The 24,364-nt window shown below is 70.2% G+C and carries 25 protein-coding genes; 13 read left to right on the plus strand and 12 right to left on the minus strand.

Annotated elements, in window-relative coordinates:
* Positions 1 to 81 precede the first annotated feature (81 nt).
* Entirely contained in the window at positions 82 to 366 is a 285-nt protein-coding gene (locus CCN39_RS10785; protein WP_167455034.1) for an NAD(P)-binding domain-containing protein, read from the plus strand.
* Here CCN39_RS10785 and CCN39_RS10790 read toward each other — a convergent pair.
* Positions 314 to 1,168, minus strand: a complete 855-nt coding sequence (locus CCN39_RS10790) for a helix-turn-helix domain-containing protein (protein WP_208630201.1) — start codon at positions 1,166 to 1,168, stop codon at positions 314 to 316. The genes CCN39_RS10785 and CCN39_RS10790 overlap by 53 nt on opposite strands.
* An 82-nt stretch (positions 1,169 to 1,250) precedes the next feature.
* Here CCN39_RS10790 and CCN39_RS10795 point away from each other — a divergent pair, with 82 nt between their 5' ends.
* Positions 1,251 to 2,033, plus strand: coding sequence for an MBL fold metallo-hydrolase (locus CCN39_RS10795; protein WP_086840878.1), 783 nt, complete (start codon positions 1,251 to 1,253; stop codon positions 2,031 to 2,033).
* Positions 2,034 to 2,039: 6 nt separating this feature from the next.
* Here the strand turns inward: CCN39_RS10795 and CCN39_RS10800 are convergent, their stop codons facing one another.
* Positions 2,040 to 2,528, minus strand: coding sequence for a MarR family winged helix-turn-helix transcriptional regulator (locus tag CCN39_RS10800; RefSeq protein WP_086840880.1), 489 nt, complete (start codon positions 2,526 to 2,528; stop codon positions 2,040 to 2,042).
* 108 nt (positions 2,529 to 2,636) lie between these two features.
* On the opposite strand from CCN39_RS10800, the gene CCN39_RS10805 reads away from it, so the two are divergent.
* From CCN39_RS10805 to CCN39_RS49350, 6 genes are all read left to right on the plus strand, one after another.
* Positions 2,637 to 3,443 carry an MBL fold metallo-hydrolase gene (locus CCN39_RS10805; protein ID WP_086840882.1) on the plus strand — a complete coding sequence of 269 codons (807 nt, stop codon included), beginning with the start codon at positions 2,637 to 2,639 and terminating at the stop codon, positions 3,441 to 3,443.
* A gap of 2 nt (positions 3,444 to 3,445) precedes the next feature.
* Positions 3,446 to 3,847, plus strand: coding sequence for a nuclear transport factor 2 family protein (locus CCN39_RS50115; protein WP_167455035.1), 402 nt, complete (start codon positions 3,446 to 3,448; stop codon positions 3,845 to 3,847).
* Positions 3,844 to 4,539, plus strand: coding sequence for an alpha/beta fold hydrolase (locus tag CCN39_RS10815; protein WP_086840884.1), 696 nt, complete (start codon positions 3,844 to 3,846; stop codon positions 4,537 to 4,539). Before CCN39_RS50115 ends, CCN39_RS10815 begins: the two co-directional genes overlap by 4 nt.
* Positions 4,540 to 4,691: 152 nt before the next feature.
* The gene (locus tag CCN39_RS10820) at positions 4,692 to 5,633 is read left to right on the plus strand and encodes an SMP-30/gluconolactonase/LRE family protein (protein WP_086840886.1); all 942 of its coding nucleotides are present in this window, start codon (positions 4,692 to 4,694) and stop codon (positions 5,631 to 5,633) included.
* A 4-nt stretch (positions 5,634 to 5,637) separates the two neighbouring features.
* Positions 5,638 to 6,369, plus strand: a complete 732-nt coding sequence (locus tag CCN39_RS10825; protein ID WP_086840888.1) for an MIP/aquaporin family protein — start codon at positions 5,638 to 5,640, stop codon at positions 6,367 to 6,369.
* A 332-nt stretch (positions 6,370 to 6,701) separates the two neighbouring features.
* Entirely contained in the window at positions 6,702 to 6,920 is a 219-nt protein-coding gene (locus tag CCN39_RS49350) for a hypothetical protein (RefSeq protein WP_143264008.1), read from the plus strand.
* Positions 6,921 to 7,070: 150 nt separating this feature from the next.
* On the opposite strand, the gene CCN39_RS10830 is transcribed toward CCN39_RS49350, so the two are convergent.
* Positions 7,071 to 8,915: a patatin-like phospholipase family protein gene (locus CCN39_RS10830; RefSeq protein ID WP_086840890.1), complete on the minus strand. Its 1,845-nt coding sequence runs from the start codon at positions 8,913 to 8,915 to the stop codon at positions 7,071 to 7,073.
* A gap of 271 nt (positions 8,916 to 9,186) precedes the next feature.
* On the opposite strand from CCN39_RS10830, the gene CCN39_RS10835 reads away from it, so the two are divergent.
* The 3 genes from CCN39_RS10835 (at position 9,187) to CCN39_RS10845 (ending at position 11,843) form a co-directional block, all read left to right on the plus strand.
* Positions 9,187 to 10,104, plus strand: coding sequence for a dihydrodipicolinate synthase family protein (locus CCN39_RS10835; RefSeq protein ID WP_086840892.1), 918 nt, complete (start codon positions 9,187 to 9,189; stop codon positions 10,102 to 10,104).
* A gap of 73 nt (positions 10,105 to 10,177) precedes the next feature.
* Positions 10,178 to 11,203: a Glu/Leu/Phe/Val dehydrogenase family protein gene (locus CCN39_RS10840; RefSeq protein ID WP_208630203.1), complete on the plus strand. Its 1,026-nt coding sequence runs from the start codon at positions 10,178 to 10,180 to the stop codon at positions 11,201 to 11,203.
* Between the two features lie 106 nt (positions 11,204 to 11,309).
* Complete coding sequence (locus tag CCN39_RS10845; RefSeq protein ID WP_086840985.1) at positions 11,310 to 11,843, plus strand: winged helix-turn-helix transcriptional regulator; 534 nt, start codon at positions 11,310 to 11,312, stop codon at positions 11,841 to 11,843.
* A 125-nt stretch (positions 11,844 to 11,968) separates the two neighbouring features.
* On the opposite strand, the gene CCN39_RS10850 is transcribed toward CCN39_RS10845, so the two are convergent.
* Positions 11,969 to 14,713, minus strand: coding sequence for a beta-L-arabinofuranosidase domain-containing protein (locus CCN39_RS10850; protein WP_086840896.1), 2,745 nt, complete (start codon positions 14,711 to 14,713; stop codon positions 11,969 to 11,971).
* A gap of 549 nt (positions 14,714 to 15,262) precedes the next feature.
* On the opposite strand from CCN39_RS10850, the gene CCN39_RS10855 reads away from it, so the two are divergent.
* Positions 15,263 to 15,781: an ATP-binding protein gene (locus tag CCN39_RS10855; protein WP_244210720.1), complete on the plus strand. Its 519-nt coding sequence runs from the start codon at positions 15,263 to 15,265 to the stop codon at positions 15,779 to 15,781.
* A 46-nt stretch (positions 15,782 to 15,827) separates the two neighbouring features.
* Here CCN39_RS10855 and CCN39_RS10860 read toward each other — a convergent pair whose 3' ends face one another.
* Complete coding sequence (locus CCN39_RS10860) at positions 15,828 to 16,757, minus strand: nuclear transport factor 2 family protein (RefSeq protein WP_086840898.1); 930 nt, start codon at positions 16,755 to 16,757, stop codon at positions 15,828 to 15,830.
* A gap of 105 nt (positions 16,758 to 16,862) precedes the next feature.
* Between CCN39_RS10860 and CCN39_RS10865 the strand changes: the two genes are divergently transcribed.
* Positions 16,863 to 17,453: a TetR/AcrR family transcriptional regulator gene (locus tag CCN39_RS10865; protein WP_208630204.1), complete on the plus strand. Its 591-nt coding sequence runs from the start codon at positions 16,863 to 16,865 to the stop codon at positions 17,451 to 17,453.
* 29 nt (positions 17,454 to 17,482) lie between these two features.
* On the opposite strand, the gene CCN39_RS10870 is transcribed toward CCN39_RS10865, so the two are convergent.
* From CCN39_RS10870 to CCN39_RS10900, 7 genes are all read right to left on the minus strand, one after another.
* Positions 17,483 to 18,313: an alpha/beta fold hydrolase gene (locus CCN39_RS10870; RefSeq protein WP_086840902.1), complete on the minus strand. Its 831-nt coding sequence runs from the start codon at positions 18,311 to 18,313 to the stop codon at positions 17,483 to 17,485.
* An 85-nt stretch (positions 18,314 to 18,398) separates the two neighbouring features.
* Positions 18,399 to 18,983: a TetR/AcrR family transcriptional regulator gene (locus CCN39_RS10875; protein WP_244210721.1), complete on the minus strand. Its 585-nt coding sequence runs from the start codon at positions 18,981 to 18,983 to the stop codon at positions 18,399 to 18,401.
* Between the two features lie 57 nt (positions 18,984 to 19,040).
* Positions 19,041 to 20,054, minus strand: coding sequence for an NADP-dependent oxidoreductase (locus CCN39_RS10880; RefSeq protein WP_086840906.1), 1,014 nt, complete (start codon positions 20,052 to 20,054; stop codon positions 19,041 to 19,043).
* A 1-nt stretch (position 20,055) separates the two neighbouring features.
* The gene (locus CCN39_RS10885; protein ID WP_086840908.1) at positions 20,056 to 21,525 is read right to left on the minus strand and encodes a class I adenylate-forming enzyme family protein; all 1,470 of its coding nucleotides are present in this window, start codon (positions 21,523 to 21,525) and stop codon (positions 20,056 to 20,058) included.
* Positions 21,522 to 22,448 (minus strand): alpha/beta hydrolase, encoded by a 927-nt coding sequence (locus tag CCN39_RS10890; RefSeq protein WP_086840910.1) that lies wholly within the window; start codon positions 22,446 to 22,448, stop codon positions 21,522 to 21,524. The genes CCN39_RS10885 and CCN39_RS10890 overlap by 4 nt, the downstream gene beginning before the upstream one ends.
* A complete protein-coding gene (locus CCN39_RS10895; RefSeq protein ID WP_086840912.1) occupies positions 22,445 to 23,395 on the minus strand; it encodes an enoyl-CoA hydratase/isomerase family protein in 951 nt (316 codons plus the stop codon). Before CCN39_RS10895 ends, CCN39_RS10890 begins: the two co-directional genes overlap by 4 nt.
* Before the next feature lie 74 nt (positions 23,396 to 23,469).
* Entirely contained in the window at positions 23,470 to 24,354 is an 885-nt protein-coding gene (locus tag CCN39_RS10900) for an SDR family oxidoreductase (protein ID WP_086840913.1), read from the minus strand.
* Positions 24,355 to 24,364 lie beyond the last annotated feature (10 nt).

Raw genomic sequence — 24,364 nt, forward strand, 5'->3', positions numbered from 1 at the left:
TGGAGCTGGCCGTCGACGGCGGCGTCGCGGCGATCTGAGCGGCGGAAAACCAGCGCGGTCGACCTTTTCGATCGTCAACTCATGAGCATCATCGGCACCGGGAACATGGCTCGCACCATCGGCGCACTGGCGGTAGCGGGCGGCAACACCGTCGAGGTCATGGGCCGCGGCCAGGCCAAAACCGCCGACCTGGCCAAGACTCTCGGCGGCAGCGCCACGACGGGAGAGTGGGGCGCCGTCCCGGCCGGGGACATCGTCATCGTCGCCCTGCTGTCCGCCGGGCCCACCTTCCGGCCTCGCCGCGCACCGGCGTTCACGACGGCTTGCGGCGGAACTCGCCCGGGGTGGTGCCCGTCCGGCGGGTGAAGAACTTGCCGAAGTTGGTGGGCTCGCTGAACCCGAGCCGGCGCGCGATGGCCGCGACGGGCTCGTCGGTGTGGGCGAGCAGCCGCTGTGCCTCCAGGGCCACGCGGCCGTCGATGACGTCTTTCACCGTCTGCCCGGTCACCGCCGCGCACGCCCGGGTCAGCGTCTTGACCGTGTAACCGAGACGCTGCGCGTAGTCCTCGGCGCGCCGGACCGTGCCGTAGGAGCGTTCGAGCTCGGCGCGGAAGCGCGCGTAGATCTCCCCGCCCGCTCGGGGGTCGCCGCCCTGGCCGCGCTTCGGCAGCCGGTCGACGTGCAGGAGCAGCGCCGCGAGCAGCAACTGGAGGATCTCCGGCGAAACGGTGCCGCGGCCGAACTCCGCCCGCAGCTGACTCAGCAGCGTCGCCAGCACGGCGTAATCCGGGCTGGTGCCCAGCTGCCAGCAGACCGGGCCGTACCACTCGCTGACCAAGTGCTCGGCCCCGCTGAACGCCGGCGGGAAAGCCGGGGTGAACATCAGGTGCGTGCCGTTCGAGGTGCCGAGGTCGCCGTAGCGCTGGACCTGACCCGGGCGGACCCACAGCAGCGTGCCCGGGCGGCAGGGGTAGGTCACGAAGTCGACCGTGCGCGTCCCGGTTCCCTCGGTGACCAGGGTCAGGGTGTGGAAGTCGACGCGGTGGAGCTCGCCCGGCCGCCGTCGCCGCATGCGGTCGTGCAGCGAGGCCAGGTCGGTGATCTCGAAACCGGGCACCCGCGCGTCGGCCGGGGCGAACCCGAGACTGGTGATCGGTTCGCCGGGCATCACACCTCCGTGTCCGATTTTGACCATGCCGAGTCTGCAGGGTATCTCGCCTGCCGGCACGGCCGGGACGACAGTGAGAGCCATGAACGGCATGATCACGATCATCGACAAGGGTGCGGTGCGCATCCACAGCTACATGGCGCCGGACGACAGCGTGAACGTCAACACGCAGCTGATCGAGACCCCTTCGCGGGTCGTCGTCGTCGACGCGCAGTTCGTGCTGGCCTACGCCGACGAGGTGGTGGCCTACGCGCAGGGCCTCGGCAAGCCGCTGGACCGGGTGATCATCACCCACGCCCACCCCGACCACTACAACGGCGCCGCCCGCTTCGGCGCACCGGTGCACGCCCTTTCCGTGGTCCGCGACCAGATCGCCGCTCTGGGCGACGGCCAGGACCCGACCGGAGTGGCCATCCCGGTCGCCGGCATCACGCCGACCGTGGAGATCGTCCCGGGCACCGAGGTCATCGACGGCATCCCGTTCGTCTTCGAGGCCTACACCGGCGGCGAAGCCACCGACGAGCTGGTGATCAAGCTGCCCGAGCAGAACGTGCTCATCGCCCAGGACCTGATCTACCACGACATCCACCTGTTCCTGGGCAACAACGACATCACCGGCTGGCAGAAGGCCATCGCGCGGCTGGCCGGCGAAACCGGCTACGACACCGTCCTCGTCGGCCACGGCACCCCCGCCGGGCCCGAGGTCTACGACCGGATCACCCAGTACCTGACCGACGCCCGCGAGCTGCTCGGCGACGACGGCGACGCCTACAAGAAGGCCATCGTGGAGCGCTACCCGAGCTACGGCGGCCCGTTCCTGATCGACATCGCCAACCGCTACCTCTTCGGCACCGGCCACGCCTGAGCGGTTTCAGCGGCGCCAGGGCAACTCCTCCGAGGGACGCTCCGGATCGGACAGTCCGGACAGGACGATCTCGCAGACCTCGCCGAACACCCGAACCTGCTCCGGGCTCAGGCGATCGAAGACCGCCGCCCGGACGGTCGCGACATGGCCGGGCGCGGCCCGCTCCAAAGTGGACCGACCAGCCTCGGTCATGACCGCGAGCTGCCCGCGCCGATCACGGGGATCACCCTCGCGGCAGACGAGGCCCTCCTCGGCCATGCGGCTGATCGTGTAGGTCAGCCGGCTGCGGGCGACCACCAGCTGCTCGGCGAGGTCGGTCATGCGCAGCCGCCCCTGCGGCGCCTCGGACAGGAACACCAGCACCGAGTAGTACAGGTGGCTGATCCCGGCGTCGCGGCGGAGCTGCTGGTCGAGGGTGTCTTCGAACAAGAGCGTGAGTGACCGGTAGGCGCGCCAGGCGCGGCGTTCCTCGTCGTTCAGCCAGCGGGTCCCCATGGACGTCAGCCTATCAGGTATCACAAATTTGAAGTACTTACTTGAATTTTGAAGTACCTCGCCCTACGCTCGCAAGTACTTCAAATTTGCAGAACCACGAGGAGAGTCATGACCGACCTGAACTTCACCGTGTTCGACCTGGACTTCCCCGCCGGGTCCCGGAACAAGACCGCCACCCTGATCACCGGCGAAACCGACGCGCTGCTGGTCGACGCCGCCTTCACCCGCGCCGACGGCCACCGGCTGGCCGCCGCCGTGCTCGACTCGGGCAAGACCCTGACGACGGTGTTCGTCAGCCACGCCGACCCGGACTTCTACTTCGGCGCCGAAGTGCTCGCCGACGCCTTCCCCGAGGCGAAGTTCGTCGCCACCCCGCTGGTCATCGACCACATCCGGCACTCCTACGAAGGCAAGCTCAAGGCCTGGGCCGCGCTCGGCGCGAACCTGCCCACCCGGCTGGTCGACCTCGAGCCGCTGACCGGCGACCTGGCCCTCGAAGGGCACGAGTTCCAGCTCAAGGGTGCCCCGGCCGGGCTGCCCGACCGCCACTACCTGTGGCAGCCCGAGCAGCGCGTGATCGTCGGCGGCGTTCTGCTCTTCGCCCGCGAACACGTCTGGGTCGCCGACACGCCCAAGCCGGAACAGCGCGACGCCTGGATCCGCCTGCTCGACGAGATGACCGCGCTGGACCCGCAGCTGGTCGTGCCCGGGCACCGCCTCCCGGACGCACCGGCCGACGCCACCGCCATCAGCGGCACCCGCGAATACCTGGTCGCCTTCGAAGAGGAACTCACCAACGCCGCCGACGGGGCCTCGCTGACCGACGCGCTCGTCAAGCGCTACCCGGACCACGGAATGCTGATCGCCGCGCAGATCGGTGCGAAGGTCGCCAAGGGCGAAATGAGCTGGGGCTGACCATGACCGGCTTCGCCACCTCCCCCGCCGACGTCGTCCGGCGCCAGTACCTCGCCTCCGCCGCCGGCGACCTCGAAGCCCTGCGCGCCACCCTCGCGCCGGACGTCGAATGGACCGAGATGGCCGGGTTCCCGCTCGCCGGGACCTACCGGACACCCGACGGCGTCACCGCCAACGTGATGGAAAAGCTCGGCCAGGACTGGGAAAACTGGACCGCCCACGACGACACCTACGTCGTCGACGGCGAAAACGTCGTCGTCCTCGCCCGCTACACGGCGGTCAACAAGGCCACCGGCAAGCCGATCGACGTCCGCGTCGCCCACCACTTCGTCGTCCGCGGCGGATACATCGTGCGGTTCGAGCAGTTCGTCGACACCGCCCTCGTCCGGGCGGCGATGCCGTGAACCCCACCGTCCTGCTCGTGCACGGCGCCATGCACACGCCGTGGATCTTCGGGCCGCTGCGCGAACAGCTCACCGCGGTGGGCGTCGCCTCGGCGGCGGTGCAGCTGCCCAGCAGCCACCCCGACAGCGCCGCCACCCGCGGCCTCACCGAAGACGTCGCCGCGGTGCGCGAAGCCATCGACGAGATCGGCGGCCCGGTCGTCCTCGCGGCCCACTCCTACGGCGGCGTGCCCGCCACCTGGGCCGCCGCCGAAGCTCCCGAGGTCACCGAACTGGTGTACCTCGCGGCCTTCGCCCTGGACCGCGGCATGTCGATGATGCAGTGGATGGGCGGCGGCTTCCCGCCCTCGTGGTACCACTCCCCCGACGGCCTGGCCGTCAAGGCGGGCGATCCGGAGGAGTCGATCTTCAGCGGGGTCGATCCGAAGCTCACGGCCGAGGCCGTCAGCCGGCTGAACTGGCAGGGCCTGGGCGCCTTCACCGAGGAGCTGGGCGCCACGCCGGCCGAGCTTCCGGTGACCTACGTCGTCGCCACCGAAGATCCCGCGCTGCCGCCCGAAGTCCAGGAGCAGTGGGCCGCGCGCGCCACCCGCCGCGTCCGCATCCCGTCCGGGCACTCGCCGCACCTGTCCCACCCCGGCGACGTCGCCCGCGTCCTGTCCGACTCGGTCGCCCGCGTGAAAGGAACCTGACCATGCAGATCGCCATCGTCGGGGGTGAAGCCCGCACTCGACGGGCTGGTCGTGCCGTCCGGCACCTCGGCCGCCGCCGCCGAAGGCACCCGGGTCGTCCGCCTGGCGCAGCACGATCGAGATCGTCGTCCCCTGATCCTCCTGGAGAATCTTTGTCCTCCCGTTCCGTCATCACGGTGTTCGCCGCCGCGGCGGCCTTGCTCGCCTCCGGCGCGTCCGCCACCGCGGCCACCGCTCCCCTGTCCGCTCCGCGCATCGCGGCGCACTTCGACCTCGGCGCCGCGCAGCAGCCGGAGAACATCACTGTCGACCACGACGGCACCGCCTACCTGACGTTCTCCTTCGCCCGCCAAGTCGTGCTGGTGTCCCCGGCGGGCCGGGTCCGGGTCCTGGCCACGCTGCCCGCGCCCGCGCATCCGAGCACTCCCAACCTCGGCAAGGCGTTCGTCGGCGGCATCGCCCGCGACGACCACGGCACCACCTACGTCACCTACGCCACCGGCACCGCCGACCTCACCGGCATCTGGGCGATCCGGCCCGGCAGTGCACCGCGCCGCATCAGCGCGCTGCCCGCCGACGGTCTCCCCAACGGCCTCGCCCTGGACGAGCGGACCGGCCTGCTCTACGTCACGGATTCCGTGCACGGAGTCGTCTACCGCGTTCCCGCTCGAGGTGGCGCGGCCATCACCTGGGCCGCCGGGGAAGCCCTGCAGCCCAGCACCTTCGCCGGGGCCAACGGCCTGAAAGTCCACAATGGCGCGATCTGGGCCGGCAACCTCGACAAGGGCACCATCCTGCGGATCCCGATCACCGCGCGCGGCACGGCGGGGCCGATCGAGGTCAGGGCGAGCGGGCTGCCGTCCCTCGACGACTTCGCGTTCACCGGCCGGGGCGACACCCTCATCGCGGCACGGGACGACAACGAGGTCGACCTCGTCCGGCCCGACGGCACACACCACACCGTGCTCACCGCGGCCGACGGCCTGCAGACCCCGACGTCGGTCGCGGTCCACCGCTCCAAGGTGTACGTCCCGAGCGCGGCGTACCTGACGAACACCGACCCCAACCTGCTCGTCGCCCACCTGGGCCGCTGAGCTCATGGCCGCCCCCGAGGTCAAGAGCTCCTACGCGGTCTACGAGTTCGCGTTGGCCACCCTGCTGCTGTTCGGTGTCGTCAGCACGGTGTACCTGGTCTTCGTCCCCCTGGCGATCGGCGACGTCCAGATCGCGCTCGCCGTCGTCGGGATGGCCGTCGGCGTCCTCGTGTCCGGGCTCATCCGGAGCCCGTGGGGCCGCCGGTCGGGGGCGCACCTGAACCCCGCGATCACCGTCGCCCTGTGGCTGATGGGGGCGTTCCCGGGGCGCCGGGTGGTCCCGTACGTCGTGGCCCAGGCCGCGGGCTCGCTGACGGGGACGGCGCTCGCCGGACTGCTCTGGGGCACCGCGGCGACCGGCGCGCCGGTGCACTACGCCGTGGTCCGGCCGGGCCCGGGATGGGATGCGCTGCCGGTCGCCCTGACCGAGACGGGCTGCCTGGCCGTCCTGACCCTGGTCGTCGGGTTCTTCCTGGCCCATCCCACCCACGGCGCCCGGCTCCCGCACATCCTGGGGGCGTCGACGGCGGTGATCATCACCGTGCTCGGGCCGCGCAGCGGCGGCTCGACGAACCCGATCCGCCAGCTCGGCCCCGCGCTGCTGTCGGGCGACGCCCGCTACCTCGCCGTGTACCTGCTCGCACCGGTGCTCGGCGCGGGGATCCACCGGCTGCTCGCCCTCCGGCGGCCGCGCACCTTCCGGCTGTGCCCGGACACCGCTTCCCCGCTGCCTTGAGCCCCTTCCGTAGGAACGTCCAAGGTGACAACCCTCCGTCCCCGACGGCAACCTCGGCCGCGAGCACCCTGGCGTCGGTGCTTCATGGCCAGGCCCTCGCGAATCATCGCGGCCGAGGAGCCGGTGATCTCTCGGAAACGCACCGCGTTGCGGGCCGTTCGGGCGAGGCCACGGATCCGGCCGGCGTTCTCCAGCTTCTCGATGAGATCGGCGACCTTCACGCCTTCGCGGATCAGATCGGGTGCTCGAGCCGGGTGGTCTCCGCTGTGACAGATCGACTCCGAAGGCGGTCGCGTCCTGTTCCTTCAGGGCGATGCCGCCGAACGAGGGAATTGAGCGACTCTTCCAAATCCCTCCTTCTTGTCAGGGATCTTTCGGCCGGACATGTCTCGCACTGCCGTCCACCAGGCGCCTCGGACGACGACGAAGGAAGATCCGGGAAAAGGAAAAGCCCGACCCGGATTGGCCTGGCCTGCCGGATCGAGCTGTTCCTGCTGTTGCTCACCGCTGTGGAAAAGGTTTCCGGCCTGCTGGTCCACTGGGTGAGCTGAACACACGGTCCGCTTCTCTGCATTAGGGAGGAGCGGACCGCTACAGCGCGGGACGACCAGGCCGGTCCTCCCGACGCGCCCCGACGATACCCTCGGATCTCCACTGGACGGAAGCGGAACCGACCGACGTGGCCACCGGGGAGGCTATGGTCACGACGAGCTGCTGAGCCCGGGGACGCCGCTGCCGTCTGGTGTTCCGGGTTGCTCGGTCCACGCCTTCGGTACCAGTTGCAGCACCGGTGCCGGTTCCGGGGCACGCTCGGTGAACGCGTCGGCCGGGGGCTTACCCCAGTCGGAGGCCAAGGTGAGCAACGCGGCGGTCCGCTGGTCCACGACAATCCGTCGGGTGGGGTCGAAATCGTAGGCAGGGGGCGTTGCCGTGGCTCCGGGGCCGGCAAGGTCCCGGTACCGTGTGGTCGCGGCCGGTGTCGCGGTGTAGCCGGCGTGGAAGCCCGCCAGCCACCGGGAAAGTCCGGCCGTCGCGGTGCGGAAGCGAAGCCAGCGTTGCCGTTCCCAGCCCGGCGCCGGGGTTGTCCCGGGGTGTTCGCCGGCGAAGCGCTCGACGAGCCGCTCCGCTGCAGCTTCGCCGCGTTCGGCGAGCCCGGTTATCTGCGTCTGGTCCATCTCGAGGTTGAGACCGCCTTCGCCGTCCTTCACGTACACGGTCACGATGCGGTCGTCGTACCCGGGCATGGCGGCTTGGGACTCGTCCACCCAAGACCTGGCCGTGCTCAGCATCGCGCCGGCGAATCCCATGAGGCTCCCGAGGCCGGTGCTCGGCCAGGTGGTCCACCGCGGCGGCCGCCCGGCATCGTCGAGGGCCGGCAGGAAGGTGTTGTCGTGCTCGTGGTCCGACTTTTCCCGGCCGGGCGGGAACGGCGCGAGGTCGATGGCGAACGTCGGCCGGCCCGGCAGGGGGCTGTCGAAGAAGTGCACCGGCAGGTTGCTGCAGATGCCGCCGTCGGAGAACCAATGCACCCGCCGGCCCTCGGGCGTCGCGTCGTCGAGCGTGTGGAGCGGGACTGCCGAGAGCAGGAACGGGAAGCTCAAGCTCATCCTCGTCGCGACGAGGACGGGCAGGTGCTCAGGAGCGGGAAGGGGCCGTAGCGCACCAGGCGCTTCGGCCGCATTCGCCGGCGGGTGGTCTTTCATCCACTGGACGACGTCGGCCGGGAACAGGCCACGGAACTCGTTCTCGTCGAAGAAGTACTGCTGGTCGCTCCAGGGCATCGCGAGCGGTTGTCCCCGGGTGAGGTTGGTGGTCATCATCCGCAGCGCGCAGCCCTGGCTTTCGAGGTCGCCGAACGTCAAGGGCGTCCCGGTCGTTCCCCGGCCGGCGAGGTTCTGCAGAGTCCGGTGCAACCAGGGGGTGAGTGCCTCGGCTCGGCCGCTTCGTCCCGGGCCGGGCATGCCGGAGCACAGTCCGAAGCTGTTCGCGGGCACGGCGCGGCCCACTCTCCGCGTGATGCCGAATGCGGCGCCGAGTGCCGCGCCCACCAGCAGGAGCAGGACGGACGCGGCGATGGCGGCACCTTGCGCGATCCCGGATCCGAGCAGGGCGAGGACCAGCACCGCGATTCCCGGCGCCGCACCCAGGGCCACGGCGATCGGGAACGACCGGACCACGGCCAGGCCGATTCCGAGCACCCGCAGGACTTTGCGCTTCCCCAATCCGGCAGTGGCCACCCGGAAGAGCCCCTTGGTCCGGCCCGCCGGCTGGAAGAGGCGGAACAGCACCGAGCCGCCGATCCCGGCCGGCTCGCTGATCTCGGCCGGCAGGTTCGCGAGCTTCTCGAACCCGCCGGTGGTCCGGCCGCATTCGGCCGCGGCCGCGGCTGCGGCCGCGATCGCGCCGGCCGAAGCGCCGCCGACCGACCGCAACCGGTAGGTGCGGGCGAGCCGGCACACGGCACGCGGGTAGATCACGTCGCTGGTGATCCCCCCTTTCATGATGATGTCGCAGTCCAGGCGGGGCTGGGCGGGGTATTCGGTCATGACTCACCTGACCTGGTCCGGAGGGCGGGGCCCGGCGAGAGCCGGATGTCCACGACGGCATAGTCGCCAGGACCCCGGGCCTTGTTTCGCCGGGACACCTCCCCGGCGGAGCATGACCCATCTGACCTATGTCAACACCAGTCAGATATCCCCCGCGAGTCCAGCCTCTCACTGTTGATAATCGGTGTTGACTTGTGTTGACCTAAGTCAGCATCTAGAGTTCCGGTCACGGTGCCGATCAGACCACCGTGCCCCACGGAGAGGAATCGTCATGGCCGACCCGCTGTCAGCTCGCGCCGTCCCGGGTGGCCTGGTGTGCCCGGTGGTCACCCCGGTCTCGCCGGAGGGAAAGCTCGAGGCGGAGGTGTTCGCCCGTCATCTCGACTCCCTTGTTCCGCACGTCGAAGGGGTGTTCGTGCTGGGGTCGTCCGGGGAACACCCCTGGCTCCCGGACGAGGTCGAGCGGGAGGTCGTCGTGCTTGCCGGCGAACAGCTGCCCGGCCGGGTGACGTTGTACGTCGGAGCCGGCCAGGCAGATCTCGACGGTACGTTGCGCGCGTTCGAACGTTTCGCCGATTCGGCGGCGGATTACCTGGTGATCACTCCCCCCACCTACTTCCCGCTGTCGGACACCGAGCTCGTCGACGGGCTGCTGACCCTCGCCGACCGGGCACCGCGGCCGGTGCTGCTCTACAACATTCCCCAGTTCGCCGGAAACGCGATCTCCCCGGAGGTCCTGCGCGAGGTGGCCCCACACCCGGCAGTGGTGGGCATCAAGGACAGCAGTGGCGACCTGACCCGGTTCGCCGGTCAGCTACGCGCGCGTCCGCCGGGCTTTCGGGTTCTGCAAGGCCGAGATCACTTGATCGCACCGTCATTGCGGCTGGGCGCGGACGGTGCGGTGGCAGGCCTCGCGAACATTGCCGCGCCACTGCTGCGAGAACTGGTCGCCGCACGGACGGACGACCGCCGCCTCGACGCCCTGCAGGCCGAGGTCGACGAGCTCGCCGGAATCTTCTCCTACGGCGGCCTCGTGGCCGCGCTCAAGGCCGGCCTCGAACTCCGCGGGCTGCCGGTGGGATCGCCGAGGCGCCCCGCACGTCCGGCGTCGTCCGCCGCGCGGGAAAGGATCGCGGCCATGCTCCAGGACTTCGACCGGCGCGGGCACCTCATTCCCGAGTTCGCGTGAGCCACCTCCACCGAAAGGACACGTTCTCATGAACGCCCACACCCACCTGGACGCCACGATCGACCACGAGGAGGTGGTGATCCGCAAGGGAGAGCGCACCGGGCTGCCCGTCATCGTCGCCGTCCACTCCACGCTCCTCGGGCCGGCACTCGGCGGCGTGCGACTGACGCGCTACGACTCACCCGTCGATGCGGTCATCGATGCCTTGCGGTTGAGCCGCGGCATGACGTTCAAGGCCGCGGCGTCGGACAACGGGACCGGCGGCGGAAAGGCCGTGGTACCGCTGTTGCCGGGCGGCCCGCAGAACCTCGAAGGTCAGCGGCGCAAAAGCCTGCTGCTCGACATCGCCGATGTCGTCCACTCGCTCGACGGCCGGTACATCGTCGCCCCGGACGTCGGAACCGGGCCCGCGGACATGGTCGCGATGCGCATGCGAACCCCCTTCGTCGGCGGGCACAGTGTCACCGGGGACGGGCTTCCGGCCACCACGTACGGCACTGCAGGCGGAGTGGAACGAGCTGTTCTCGCCACCGCCCGGCACCTGTGGCACACCAGTGACCTCGACGGCCGCAGCGTCGCTGTGATCGGTTTCGGCGCGGTCGGGCGGCGGCTGACCGAGAGTCTTCTCGCGAGGGGCGCGAAAGTCACCACGACCGACATCGACGGCTCGTTGCGCGAGGCAGCCGAGGAGCTGGGCGCCACCTGGATTCCCCTCGAGCGGGCCTACGAGGCGGAGGTCGACATTCTCGCCCCCTGCGCACTGGGTGGTTCACTGACTCCCGCACTGGTGCCCCGGCTACGGTGTGCGGCGATCGTGGGCTCGGCGAACAACCAGCTCAGCACGGACTCCGTGGCCGAATTGCTGCAGAAGCAGCAGGTCGTCTGGACACCCGACTTCATCGCGAACGCAGGCGGGATCCTCTACGCGAGCGGGCTTGAACTCCAGCGGCTGCCCCATGACCAAGCCGAGGCTCGCCTCGATCGGATCGAAGACGCCACATCCCGGACGTTGGAGCGCAGCGCGCGAGAAGGCGTCACGACGCTCGCCGCGGCCTACGACATCGCGCGAGACCGGCTCGCGGCGGCCGAGGTCGGCTGATCGACCCGGCCGGATCGCGGCCACGAGCTCGCAGCCGTCGACGATCCTCGGGGCACCTAGCTTCCATGAACAGAAGTCAGGTCGCAGTGCTGGTATCTTGGACAGCGTGACCGAACGGCTCAAGGGAGTGCTCGCCGACCGCGACGCGTGGTTCGACGAGCCGTGCTCGGCGGCGCGTGCGCTCGACGTCATTTCTTCGCGTTCTACGTGGTTGATCGTCCGCGAAGTGTTCTACGGGACCACGTACTTCAGCGACCTGGCGCACCAGGTCCGAATAAGCCAGCCCGTGCTCGCAGCGCGCTTGAAGGAGCTTGTCCAGCAGGGTCTCCTGACGAAGGTCCCCTATCGTGAAGCCGGACAGCGCACGCGCGACCGCTATACGCTGACCGACAAGGGGACGCAGCTCATGACTGCGGTCTTCGCGCTCATGGAGTGGGGCGATCGGCACCTGGCCCCGGAGGGTGGCCCGGTGCGGCTTCGGCACCGCGACTGTGGCGCCTTGGTCCACGTCGGCCTGCATTGCAACGCCGGGCACACGGTCGACAACGACGACGTGGACGTGGTGGCAGGACCAGCCATCTCGGACAACGGGCCCCGGGGCGCACGGCAGGTGCGCCCGTCGTCGCACCCCGGGACTTGAGTCGGTCGAGCGCACCGGCGACCGGGTTCGCAGGCTGAAGGCCGCCGCGAAGCAATTCGGGCGGCCCGGCTCGGCGGCACTCGCCGCCGAGCCGGGAGGCGTTCGTCCTTCCCCGTGTCAGCCGCTCATCGGGCGTAGCCGGCTCGGCGGGCGGTGGCCAGCACCTTCGCCGCGTCGGCCGCGCTCAGCCGCCAAGCGTCCACCTTCGCTTTCACCTGGCGCAGCAGGGCCTCCTTGGACGCAAAGGGCGCGCCGGCCCAGATGTCGTCGAGCAGGGTCGTGCCCCCCTGTGCCGGGTTCGCGATCCCGGAGTCGAGCCCGCCGAACACCACGGTCGGCTCGACGCGGTGGAAGTACGCGTGCGTCGGGTCCTCGGTGCCTTCGAAGAACGGCGCGAACTCGACGTCGCCGAGCCGGAAGTGCAGTGGCTTGCCCGGGACCGGCGACAGCGACGGGAGCAGGTCGCCGGACAGCGCGGCGTTGCGGTACAGCCCGAACTCGAGGAACGTCGTCCGCGGGTCCCGGGCCACCAGGTTCACCGGGCCGAAGAACAGCGTCTGCGTCTTCGGGTCGTCGAGCGCCTGCTCGGTGCGCAGCCGGAACGGCGTCCGGACCACGACGGTGTCGCCGTCGCGCCAGGTGCGCGTGAGCACCGGGCCCGCCGGCTTGCCGTTGACCTTGACCGAGAAGGTGTCCCGGCACCACGACGGGACCCGCAGGCGGAGCGTGAACCGCCCGCAGCCGCGGACGACGAGCGTCGACCCCTGCTCGAACGGGAAGTTCGTCCGCTGCTCGATCGTGACGCCGTTCCACGACAGCTTCGACGGGCTGTACAGGTTCACGTACAGCGTGCTGTCGTCCGCGCCGCGGAAGTAGACGGTGTCCTGGTACTTGGTCGCGCTCTCCATCCCGGTGCCTTCGCAGCACGTCGCGCCGGCTTTCGGCGTGTAGTCGCGGACGTGGCCCGGGTTCAGCCCGATGAAGTAGGTGGCCAGTGGCTTCTCGGCATCCGGCTTGTCCTGTTTGGACCCGAGGACCTGGTTGTAGAGCGCGCGCTCGTAGTAGTCGAGGTAACGCGGATCCTGCTCGTGGAAGAACAGCATCCGGCTCAGCTTCAGCATGTTGTAGGCACAGCACGTTTCGGCGTTCGTGTCACCGAGGGTGCCGGCGATGCTGCCGGGTGCCTTCCAGAACTCGCCCAGGCTCGTCCCGCCGATCCCGTACATCCGCGTGGGCACCACCATGCCCCAGAAGCCGCGGGCAGCGTCGAGGTAGCGCTTCTCGCCGGTTTCGTCGTACAGCCGCACCAGGCCGGTCAGGATCGGGATGTGCTGGTTCGCGTGCATCCCGGTGAGGATGTCGGTGCCGGCCACGCAGCTGTCGATGAGGTGGTCGAGGTCGAACAGCTTCGCCAGCGCGAGGTGCTCGGCGCGGCCGGTGACGGCGTGGACGTCGCAGATCGTCTCGACGATCCCGCCGAACTCGCCGCTGGAGAAGATGCCCCACATGCGCTGCAGCGTCGTCTTCGGCAGTTTCGACAGCCGCGAGTACATCCAGTCGCACATCCCGGACGCGAGGTCGAGCGCACGGGCGTCGCCGGTGGCGCGGTACGCCGCGAAAAGCCCGTTCAGGATTTTGTGCGCGGTGTAGTAGGGCGCCCAGACGACGGTGTAGTCCCCGCCCGTCATCGACTCCAGCGTGATGAACTGCGTCTCGGGGTAGGCGGCCAGGAACCCGGGGTGGCTCGGCCCGCCCCACGTGCGGCGCAGGACCGCGGGGCCGGACCGCCCGGTCCGGTCGGTCAGCGTGTCGAAGGCGTAGGACGCGAGGTCGCCGTCCCCGGCTTTCGCCTGCAGCGCCCCGATTTCGGTGGTCGACAGGGCCCGTGACCAGACGTCGAAGCCGCCGAAGGCGCCGGCGAACAGCGGGTCCGGGTAGAGCGAGCGCCCCAGCCAGTGGTTCGCCAGCGCGCCGAGCGCCGCCGGGTTGAGCGTCATCGCGGTGTTCGTGCCGGCGACGGTTCCGTTGACGTACAACGTTCCCGTGGTACCCGTGATCGTCACGGCCAGGTGGCTCCACTCGCCGACGGGCAGCGCGGCGGTCCCGTCGATGCCCTGCTCGCGGCCAGCGCCGCCGTTGGTGATGGCGAACCGCGGGACGCCGGACCCGTTGCGTGCGGCCAGGTACAGGTACTTCGACTGGTTGTCGCCGAAGTCGAACACCCGGGCCCAGGTGTCGGCGTGGCTCGGCCGGACCCACGCCGCGATCGTGACCTCGGCGGCGTTCCCGAGCACAGTGGACGGCAGCTCGACGTACTGGGAGGAGCCGCGCGGCTGCTCGATCGCGCTGCCGAACCGGCCGGGCACGACCAGCGGGGCCGGATCGCGGCGCAGCGCGTCGCGCACCTCGGCCAGCGCCCCGACCACGTACCGGATCCGGTCGCCGAACACGGCCTCGCCGGTGCCGGCGTAGGCCTGCGCGAGCATCGTCAAGAAGTGCCCGGTGTAGTGCCCGCGCAGGTTGCCGTTCGCCTCGCCGTCGAGGCCTTCCCAGCCGCCGGGGGCCACCGCGCCGCGCGTGTCCAGACCTGCATTGGCCCGGAAGACCTGCAGCAGCCGGTTGACGTCGTAGCCGCGGGCGTGGTCGAGCATCAGCGCGCGTTTGGCCGCGAAGACGCCGTCGCGCAGCTTCACGTCCCCGAGCGCGAACGGGCGGACTCCCCATCGGGCGGGCACCGGGTCGACCGGTTTGACGGGCACCCCGGCGGCGGCCACACCGGCCAGCGCGGGTGGGACGGTGGCCAGCACCGGCGTAGCGGCAGCGAGCGCCGCGGCGTGCAGGACCGTACGGCGGTTCAGTGGGGATGACAACGGGGATCCTCCGGGTTCGTCGTGACGACGCAGCCGGCGAAGGAGACGAGCGTTGAGGGCGCCGGACGACTATGACAAACCGCGCCACGGACGTCAACCGGCATTGAATCGATCGAATACGCTGCGGCTGTTGACTTCCGGAAAGGCACCGGCAAAGATCCGTGCACCACCCAGCGTTGCGTGCTCGAGCATTGAGGGCCTGAGTGTTCACGCTAACACTGCTACCGGAGCTGCTTGCTCCACAGGCCTGGCCACTCGAACGGATGACATCGTGCAGACTTGTGGATCTTGGCGACTCCACGGTCGGCAGGCCGGCCGGCCTCGACCGAGTCGGCATGCCGAAGCATTCGCCCAAAACGGTGGCTCTGCGCTACGCATTCGTCTCGGGCATGGACACGTACGAGTGACTTTGCCGTCGAACATCGGCAGACGAGTAGATATCCAGGCGAATTGCGTGTGCGGGGAGTCACGCGTAGGAAGGCAGCCTCGTATCGTGCCGCCCGGCAGTCGCCGCCCGCAGGCACGGCCGACGGCGGGACGGAGTGGGCCGTGGACGGCCAGGTTTCGGAACCAGACAGGCAACGCGGCGGACACACCGACGCCCAGGCCGCCGAACCGGCGGTCACGACCAGCGCACGGCGCACCGATCCGTCCCCGATCCGGGCACGCTTCGAGTCGCTGGTTCCGGCGCGGCTCGACGAAGCGACCTTGCTGCGCCGAAGGTTCGCGAGCTGGCTGAGGCGGCTCCCGCTGGACTTGGACAGCGGAACCGACATTCTGCTGGCCGGCTACGAGGCCGTGGGCAATGCGGTGATGCACGCATACCCCGGACGACGCGGGCGGGTACGCCTGTACGCCGTCTGGGCGGGCGACACGGTGGAAGTCGTGGTGACCGACTGGGGGTGCGGCATCCCGCCGAACCGGGGCCACCGGACCGACCCGCCGACTTCGGGCCACGGTCTCGGCCTGATCGAGAGCGTCACCGACCGGATGACGATCGAGACCGGAGAGCACGGCACGCGACTGACGATGCTCTGGCGAGCCGCCATCCCGGCAAGCGCACTCTGATGCAGGAACGGTCTTCGAGGAATCTCCCACCGGCGGGTCTGCGGGATCAGAACATCGTGTTGTCGTTGGCGGAGGTCGCCGGCACGTCCTGGACCACGTCCCAGTGCTCGACGATCTTCCCGTCCGCGCGCACCCGGAAGATGTCCACAACGGACTGGCCGCGGTCGTCGGGGCCGGTGCGGTAGTGCGCGTGGATCGCCACCAGGTCCCCCTCGGCGATCACCCGCTTGCGCTCCACGGTCAGGTTCGGGAACTGCCGGAACAGCCCGGCGAACAGCTCGGCCAGGCCGGCCGTGCCGTTGGGGATGGCGGGGTTGTGCTGGTGGTACTCCGGTGCCAGGGCGGCGACCGCGGCGGTGTCCTTACCGCCGAGGAGCCGGTCGAAGTACCCGGTCACGACCGCCTCGCTGAAGGGGGTCCACCAGCGCGGGCCCGGCTGGTTCGTCCGGGGCGAGCTGACCGTGGAGAACATGTCGTTGCCGTTGACGGACGTGTCCGGCACGTTTTGGGAGGCGTCCCAGTGCTCGGCGATCCGGCCGTCGCGGTCGAAGCGGAAGATGTCGACCACGGCGGTCCCGCGGGTGCCGGGCACGAGAACCAGGTTGGAGTGCACCAGCACCAGGTCCCCCTCGGCGAGCACGCGCTTGATGTCGTACTTCAGCCCCGGAAACTGCTTCGCCAGGGGCACGGCGAAGGCCTTGAGCGCCGCGGTGCCGTTCGGGGCCAGCGGGTTGTGCTGGATGTAGTCCGGCCGGATGTACCGGTCGACGACCGAAGCGTCGCCGTGCTCGAAGAGGCGCTTGAGCACCTCCGTGGCGATGGCTTTGTGCCGGTCGAGCACGCTCGGCAACTGGGGCTGCACGAAGGCCGCATTCGACGCGGCGGCCACCGGTGCGGGGGCCGCCATGACGCCGAGGGTCGCGGCGGCCAGCACGGCGGCGACCGCCTTCGTGGGTGCAGCAGTGGTCAGGCGCATCGGTCTCTCCTCAAGTTCGACTGTTCCGGCAGCATACGTCAAATCTGTCAGTCACTGTCATGTTGAGCAGTACATGTCACATCTGGCGGACGCTACAGTGAGGAGGTGAACGTGCCGAACTTGCGGGAGAGGACGCGCCAGGCTGTCCGTGCCCAGCTGATGACCGTCGCCTGGGACCTGTTCGTCGAGCAGGGGTACGACACCACGACGGTGGACGAGATCGCCGCCGCGGCGGGCATGTCGCAGCGCAGCTTCTTCCGCTACTTCGGCGCGAAGGAGGACGTCGTCCTGGTGAAGTTCGAGGCGGTCGGCGCGCTCCTGGCCGAGGAACTCGCCCGCCGGCCGGCCTCGGAGGACGCCTGGACCGCGCTGCGCCGCTCGTTCGAGGTGATCGTCGAGCCCACCGAACGCGACCCGCGCCACGGCCTCGTGCTGCTGCGGATCACCGACGAGTCTTCGGCGCTGCGGGCCGGCCGGCTGGAGCAGCAGGCGCACTGGCAGGAACTGCTGACCCCGCTCGTCGCCGCGCGCCTGGCCACCGAAGCCGACCACGACCCCAGCGCCGCCGCGCTCACCGCCGCCGCGCTCGCCTGCCTGAACGTCGCCAACGCCACCTGGCTGGACAGCAACGGAACGGAATCCTTGCGCCGGCTCCTGGACGACGCCATGGGTGCCGTTCGACCCGGCGCGTTCTGATCCGCCGGCCGACGCCGTTGCCCTGACCGTCAGCCGGCGAGGAACTCCAGCGCTTCGGGAACGAAGGCCCGGTAGTGCTGGAACACGCCACCGTGACCGGAGTCGGGGTAGATCTTCAAGCGGGCGTTGGGGATGCGGGCGGCCATGTCGGCCGAGTGGCTGCTGTCGACCATGAGGTCGCGGTCGCCGTTGGCCACGAAGACCGGCTGCGCAATGACCGAGAGGTCGTCGGGTTCACTCGACCCCGCGGCGCGGATGGCCTTCAGCTGGGCACGCCGGGCCTGCACCGAGATCCGCTTGTCCCGGTCGGTGGTGCGCTCCTTCAGCCGAGCCAGGTAGTCCTTCGCGGCCCGCTTGCCCTCGGCCGTGCGCGGGAAGAACAGGAAATTCCTCGCGTCACTCAGGGTGAGAGCCGCCTTCAGATAGGCCCGCACCGCCACTTTGGTGATCTCGTCGATCCCGCCACCACCCCGGGGACCGGTGCCGGCGAGGATCATCCGGCGGACGAGGCCGGGCGCCTGGAGCGCGACCATCTGCGCCACTCCTCCGCCCAGCGAGAACCCGAGCAGGTCGACCTGGTCGAAGCCCAGCGCCCGGATGAAGGCGACCGCGTCCCGTCCCATCTCCTCGAGGCTGGACGGCACCGATCCGCCCGACGCGCCCACGCCCCGGTTGTCGAACGCGATGACCCGGTGGTGCGCGGCGATGCCGTCGATCAGCCTGGGGTCCCAATCGTCGAGCACCGCCATCAGGTGGTGCAGGAACACCACCGGTACGCCGGAGCCCGTGCCCAGCTCCCGGTAGGCGAACGGCACTCCGCCGACCTCGATCGTGCGCGTCGGCGCATCCTTCCACTGCATCGTTCCCGACCACCTTCCCACTTTGTATTATGGTCATAATATCAAAAGGGAAGGGAGAAGGCCATCAAGAGCGTCCACGGGGAAATCAGCGCCGCTGCACGCCGTCGAAGATCGCGAGGGCGTTGCGGATGCCTTGCTCCAGCAGGTCGTCGGCCAGCTGCCGGTCGGTCACGGCACGGGAAAGCTGCATCGTCCCCACCATCATCGCGTAGACGCTGAGCGTCGTGGTCCGCACCGACAACGGATCCTCCGGCACGAGCCGGGCGGCCATGTCGTCGATGATGCCCAGCACGCCTTCGGTGTACGCCTGCTTCGTCGACTCCGCACACCGGCCGATCTCGTCCAGCAGCGCGGCGGACGGGCAGCCCTCGCCCGGGTTGTCGCGGTGCCCGGGCGAAAGGTAGGAGCGCACGATCTGCTCGACCCCCGCTCGCCCCGGCGCCACCGCGGCGAGCTGCTCCCGCTGGCCGGCCAGCTGATCCGTGACCGCCGTCGCGACCAGGTCCTCCTTGGAACCGAAGTGAGCGTAGAACGCGCCGTTCGTCAGCCCGGCGTCCGCCATGAGCGTGGCGACGCCGGAGCCGTCGATGCCGCCACGCTTGAGCCGACGACCGGCCGACTCGACGATCCGGCGTCTCGTCTCCAGCTTGTGCTCTTTCGCGTACCGCACCACTTCGCGCGCTCCTTGCTCGGGCCACGTTGCAAGTACGATCGTACGCTAAAACCTTCAGGCGCCTTCGGGGACGATGGCGACGACGACCTTGCCCGCCTTCGTGCGCCCCTGCTCGACGTGGGCCAGCGCCTCGAGCGTCTCGGAGAAGGGGAACGTCCGATCGACGACCGGGCGCAGCTCCCCCTTGTCGTAGAGGGCGCCCAGCTCGCGCAACTGCGCACCGCTGGCCCGCATGAAGAAGAACTCATAACGCACGCCCAGGGCCTTGGCCTGCTTGCGCACCTTGCGGCTGAGGAAGTTCAGCACCACCCCTAGCAACGCCGGCGCGCCCAGTTGCTCGACGAACCCGGCGTCCGGCGGGCCGGCGACGCCGATGGCGAGGCCGCCGGGCTTCAGCACGGTCAGCGACTTTTCCAGGTTCGTCCCACCCAGGGAGTCCACCACCAGGTCGTAGCCGGAGAGCAGCTTCGAGAAGTCTTCCTTGGTGTAGTCGACCGCGACGTCGGCGCCGAGGCCGCGGACCAGGTCGATCGTCGATGTGTTCGCCGTGGTCGCCACCGACGCCCCGAGGTGCTTGGCGAGCTGGATGACCGTCGAGCCGAGACCGCCGGCGCCCGCGTGGACGAGCACCTTCTGCCCCGGCTGCACGTTCGCCCGTTCGACGAGGATCTGCCAGGCGGCCAGCGCCACCAGCGGCACCGCGGCCGCCTCGTACAGCGTCAGCGACTCCGGCTTGGGCGCGACGTCGTCCTGGTCGATCGCGATGTACTCCGCGAACCCGCCGATCCGCAGATCCCGCGGCCGGGCGTAAACCTCGTCGCCGATCCGGAAACCGCGGACGGCCGGACCGACCTTCGTCACGACGCCGGCCACGTCGTGGCCCAGCACGAACGGTGTCTTGTACTTCAGCAGCTGCTTGAACTCCCCGTTGCGCACCATCTTGTCGAGCGGGTTGACGCTCGTGGCGTGCACCCGGACCAGGACGTCGCGGTCCCCCACCGCGGGCACGGGTACCTCCGCGGCGCGCACGGTGTCCTTGCCGTACTTCTCGACGACGAATGCCTTCATGTCAGCCAGCTTTCTGCGTAATTCGGTGAGTGGACCTCAGTGCGCCCTTGTCGATCTTGCCGACCGGGTTCTTCGGGATGGCCTCGAGCACGACCAGCTCGGTCGGCCGTTTGTAACCGCTGAGGTTCTCCGCACAGCGCGCATTCAGCGCCGCGGGGTCGACGGACCGGCCGGGGCGCGGCTGGACGTAGGCGACGACCACCTCACCCCACTTTTCGTCGGGCACGCCGATCACGGCGGCTTCCAGGACGGCCGGGTCGCCGGTGAGCACGTCCTCGATCTCCTTGGGGTAGATGTTCTCCCCGCCGCGGATGATCATGTCCTTCGACCGCCCGACCAGGGTCAGGTAGCCGTCCGCGTCCAGGTGGCCGACGTCGCCGGTGTGCAGCCAGCCGTCGACGACGACCCGGGCCGTGTCTTCCGGGCGCCCGAGGTACCCGCGCATGACGTTGGGGCCGCGCACGACGACGTCACCGTCCACACCGGACTCGACCGCGGTGCCGTCCGGGCCGAGGATCCGGATTTCCTGGCCGGGGAAGGCGACTCCGACGGTCCCGGCCCGCCGGGGGCCGTCGACGGGGTTGATGGTGGAGGCGCAGGTTCCTTCGGACAGCCCGTACCCCTCGACGAGGGGGAACCCGTAGCGGGCCTCGAACCGGCTCAGCAGGTCCGCGGAGGCGGGCGCCGCGCCGCAGATGCCGAACCGCAGGGACGAGGTGTCCGGCCGGACGGCGTCGGGAAGCGCCGCCAGCATGCGGTAGATCGTCGGGACCGCGCTGAAGTAGGTGGGACGGTGGCGTTCGACGACGTCGAAGAACGTCTGCGGGGTGAACCGGTCGGCGATCACGACACTGGCTCCGGCGAGCAGCGGCATGAGCACGCTGACCACGATGCCGTTGACGTGGAAGAGCGGCAGGACCAGCAGGCACCGGTCGCCCGGCCCGATTTTCAGCGCCCGGCGGCCCATCTCGGCCATCGCGTCGAGGTTGGCGTGGTCGAGCATCACGCCCTTCGGGACGCCCGTCGTGCCACTGGTGTAGATGAGCAGCGCCAGCGCCGAGGGGTCCGCAGGGACAGCCTGGTCCCGCTGCGCACTCGCTTCGGACAGGTCGCCGACGGTGACCGTGGTGACCTCGCCGACCGCGGCCGCGCCGGTTTCGGCCACCAGCAGGCGGGCGGCGGAGTCGTCGAGCTGCCGGGCGACCTCGACGTCCGTCATGCTGGGGTTCACCGGCGTCACGGTCGCGCCGATCCGCCACGCCGCGAAGAGCAGGAGCACGAACTCGATCCGGTTGGTGAGCTTGACCGCGACGACGTCGCCCGGGCCGATCCCGCGCTCCCGCAGGTACGCCGCGGTCGCGCGGACCCGGCCGAGCCACTGCGCGTTGGTCAGGGACCGGGTCCCGTCCGAGACCGCCGCGCCCCGCGGATCGGCTTCGGCTCGGCAGTCGGGCAGCGAGGCGAAGTTCATGGCTTGCCCACCGAGCTGGCCGGGTTCAGCTGCCGGGTGAGGAACTCCGTCTGGTCGCGGACCAGCGCCTCGAACGGCTCACCGAGGTAGAAGTCGAAGTGGCCGGCGTCGTAGGTCTTGATTTCGCCGCGGGGTGCGGTCCGGGCGTAGCGCAAGGTCTGCGCGGGCGGCGTGACGCTGTCGGTGGTGCTGACGCAGAAGAGGATGGGGATGGTGATCCTCTTCGCGGCCCGCCCGGGCCGGTAGCCGGCGATGGTCGGCACGACCCGGGCCGCGACTTCGTTGCGGAACGTCGTTCCCGGTGGGACGAGTGCCTGGTACCCGGGTAGGGCGTCCGGCGCGTTCATGAGCGCCGGGGACCCCGGTGCGGCGGCGAGCGGGATCATGGCGGGGTCGGCTCCTCGGAGCCGGGCGACCAGGTCTCGCGCGAGGACGGGACCGAGCTTGAGCGAGGCAACCGGGCCCAGCGCGACGGCGGAGGCGAGACCGTCGGTGAACGGGCACTGGGCCACGGCCGCGCGCAGTTCGGGGTGGCGGGCGGCGACCGTGATGGCGTGGCCGCCGCCGAACGAGCTGCCCCAGACCGCGATGCGCGACCCGTCGACGTCACCGCGAGCCTTGACGTGCGCGATGGCCGCGTCCCAGTCGGCGAGCTGGCGGTTGATCGACAACAGCTGCCGGGGACTGCCGCCGCTGTCGCCGAAATGCCGGTAGGTGAAGGCCAGCACGGCGAAGCCGGCTTGGGCGAACCGCTCGGCGAAGGCGTCCAGCCGCATTTCGCGCGTGGCGCCCAGGCCGTGTCCGAGGATGATCACCGGAGCCGGCGCGGCGAGCCCCTCCGGCACGTAGAGCCATGCGGCGCAGAAGGTGTCGCCGGAGGGGAAATCGACGTCGTGGCGGGTGAAGGAGTGCGAAGCGGTCATGACCGGCTCACCCGGCCCGCCGCGAGCGCGGCTTTGTACGTGTCCGGGTTGTACAGGGGCAGTTCGCCCTCGGCGGCCGTGGTTTCCAGGTAGTCGAGCATCAGCTCCTGGCCTTCGTCGGACAGCGCCCTGGCGAGGAACTCGGCGCGCTCGACGTGCAGGCCGTCCGTCAGCGACATCGAGCCGCCGAAGTACACGGCCCGCTTGATCGCCGCGACCGAGCCCTTCGGCCGGGCACCGAGGTGCAGCGCGAGTTCGGTCGCCCGCGCGATCACCTCCTCCGGCGGGACGACGTCGTCGACCGCGCCGTTGGCGAGTGCCTGCGCGGGGGTGAACGGCTTGCCTTCCAGGATCGCGACCAACGCCTTGTGCGTACCGATCAGGCGGGGAAGCCGCTGGCTGCCGCCACCGCCGGGCATGATGCCGAGGAGTACTTCCGGCTGTCCGATGAAGAAGTCCCCGTCGGCCATGACGCGCAGGTCGTTCGCCCAGGCGAACTCCGCGCCCAGACCGAGCGCCGAGCCGTTGAGCGCGGCGGCGAAGACGACGCCGCTCGAGTTCATCCGCAGGAACGTCTCGTGCAGGCGCTCCAGCTGGACGGCCGGCCACAGCGGCGTCCTGCGGAACGCCGGCGCCAGCACGCGAGCGCGGTCGACGCCCCGCGCCGTGCGCGCCATGGCGGAGGCGCCGCGAGGGCCGACCGACGGCACCGCGGCACCGCCCTCCTGCAGCCACCGCACGTCGGCGTGGCTGACGAACCGCTCGGGGTGGGCCCCGGTGAAGACGACGGCGTGCACGCCGGGGTCGCGATCGACCCGGTCCACCAGCTCGGCGAGCTGGTCGGCGATTGCGGCGTCGAACAGGCCGAGCGGGCCGCCGTCCACCCGGACGATCACGACGGCTCCCCGGTTCTCGACGTCGAGGTGACCTTGTTCGGTGTTTGTCATGGCTGTCACTTCCGGTTGGCGGGCGGCGTTGCGCCACCGTGGCTGTAACGAAGTTACACACGAGTGTAACTTCGTTATACCGCGTCCGGCAAGCTTTTCGGCGGGACGCGCTGGTCGTTCCGGCCGAGTGCTTCGACCTCGCGCTCGAGCGTGGGCACCGCCCGGCTCGCGAAGCGGCGCATCCAGGGCCAGGCCGGCGGCGAGTTGAGCGCACCCTTGAGCCAGTTGGCCACGGCGACCGCACGCGGCACGTAGACACGACTGCGCCGGCGCACGAGCCCGTCGACGATGGCGGCCGCGGCCTTGTCAACGCTCGTGGTGACGTTGCCGGGGTAGGGCAACCGGCCGCGGAGCCGCCCGAACGACGGAAGGTCGGCGTCAGCGCCCCGCACGAGGTCCGTGTCGATCCACGAGGGGTGCACGAGGCCGACGGTGATGCCGAGGTGGGCCACTTCCTGCCGGTAGGTCAGCGCGAGCAGTTCGACGGCGGACTTGCTCGCACCGTAGGCCGCCATCCCCGCCAGGGGCAGGAAGGACAGCGCCGAGGCCACGACGGTCACGTGCCCCCGGCTGCGCTCGAGGTGCGCAGTCGCGTACTTCACCGTGCGGAAGACGCCGTTCAAGTTGATGTCCACGACCCGCTCGAACGAAGCCTCGTCGATCTGCCGGACCGTCCCGTAGGCCGCGACACCGGCGTTCGCGACGACGAGGTCGATGCCGCCCATGGCCTGCGCGCAGCCGTCGATCGCCGCCTGCAGGGCGTCGCCGTCGCACACGTCGGCCTCCCGCCAGACCGTGGCTGGCCCGAGTTCGCCCGCGAGGCTCCGCAGCCGGTCGGGTTCGAGCCCGACCAGGGCGAGGCGCGCGCCGCGAGCGGCGGCGATGCGGGCCACCTGCTCCCCGATCCCGCGGGCCGCGCCCGTCACGACCAGCCTTCTACCTGCCAAGTCTCGTTTCATGACGGACAAC

This window comes from Amycolatopsis kentuckyensis (genome assembly GCF_002155975.1).
GTDB lineage: Bacteria > Actinomycetota > Actinomycetes > Mycobacteriales > Pseudonocardiaceae > Amycolatopsis > Amycolatopsis kentuckyensis.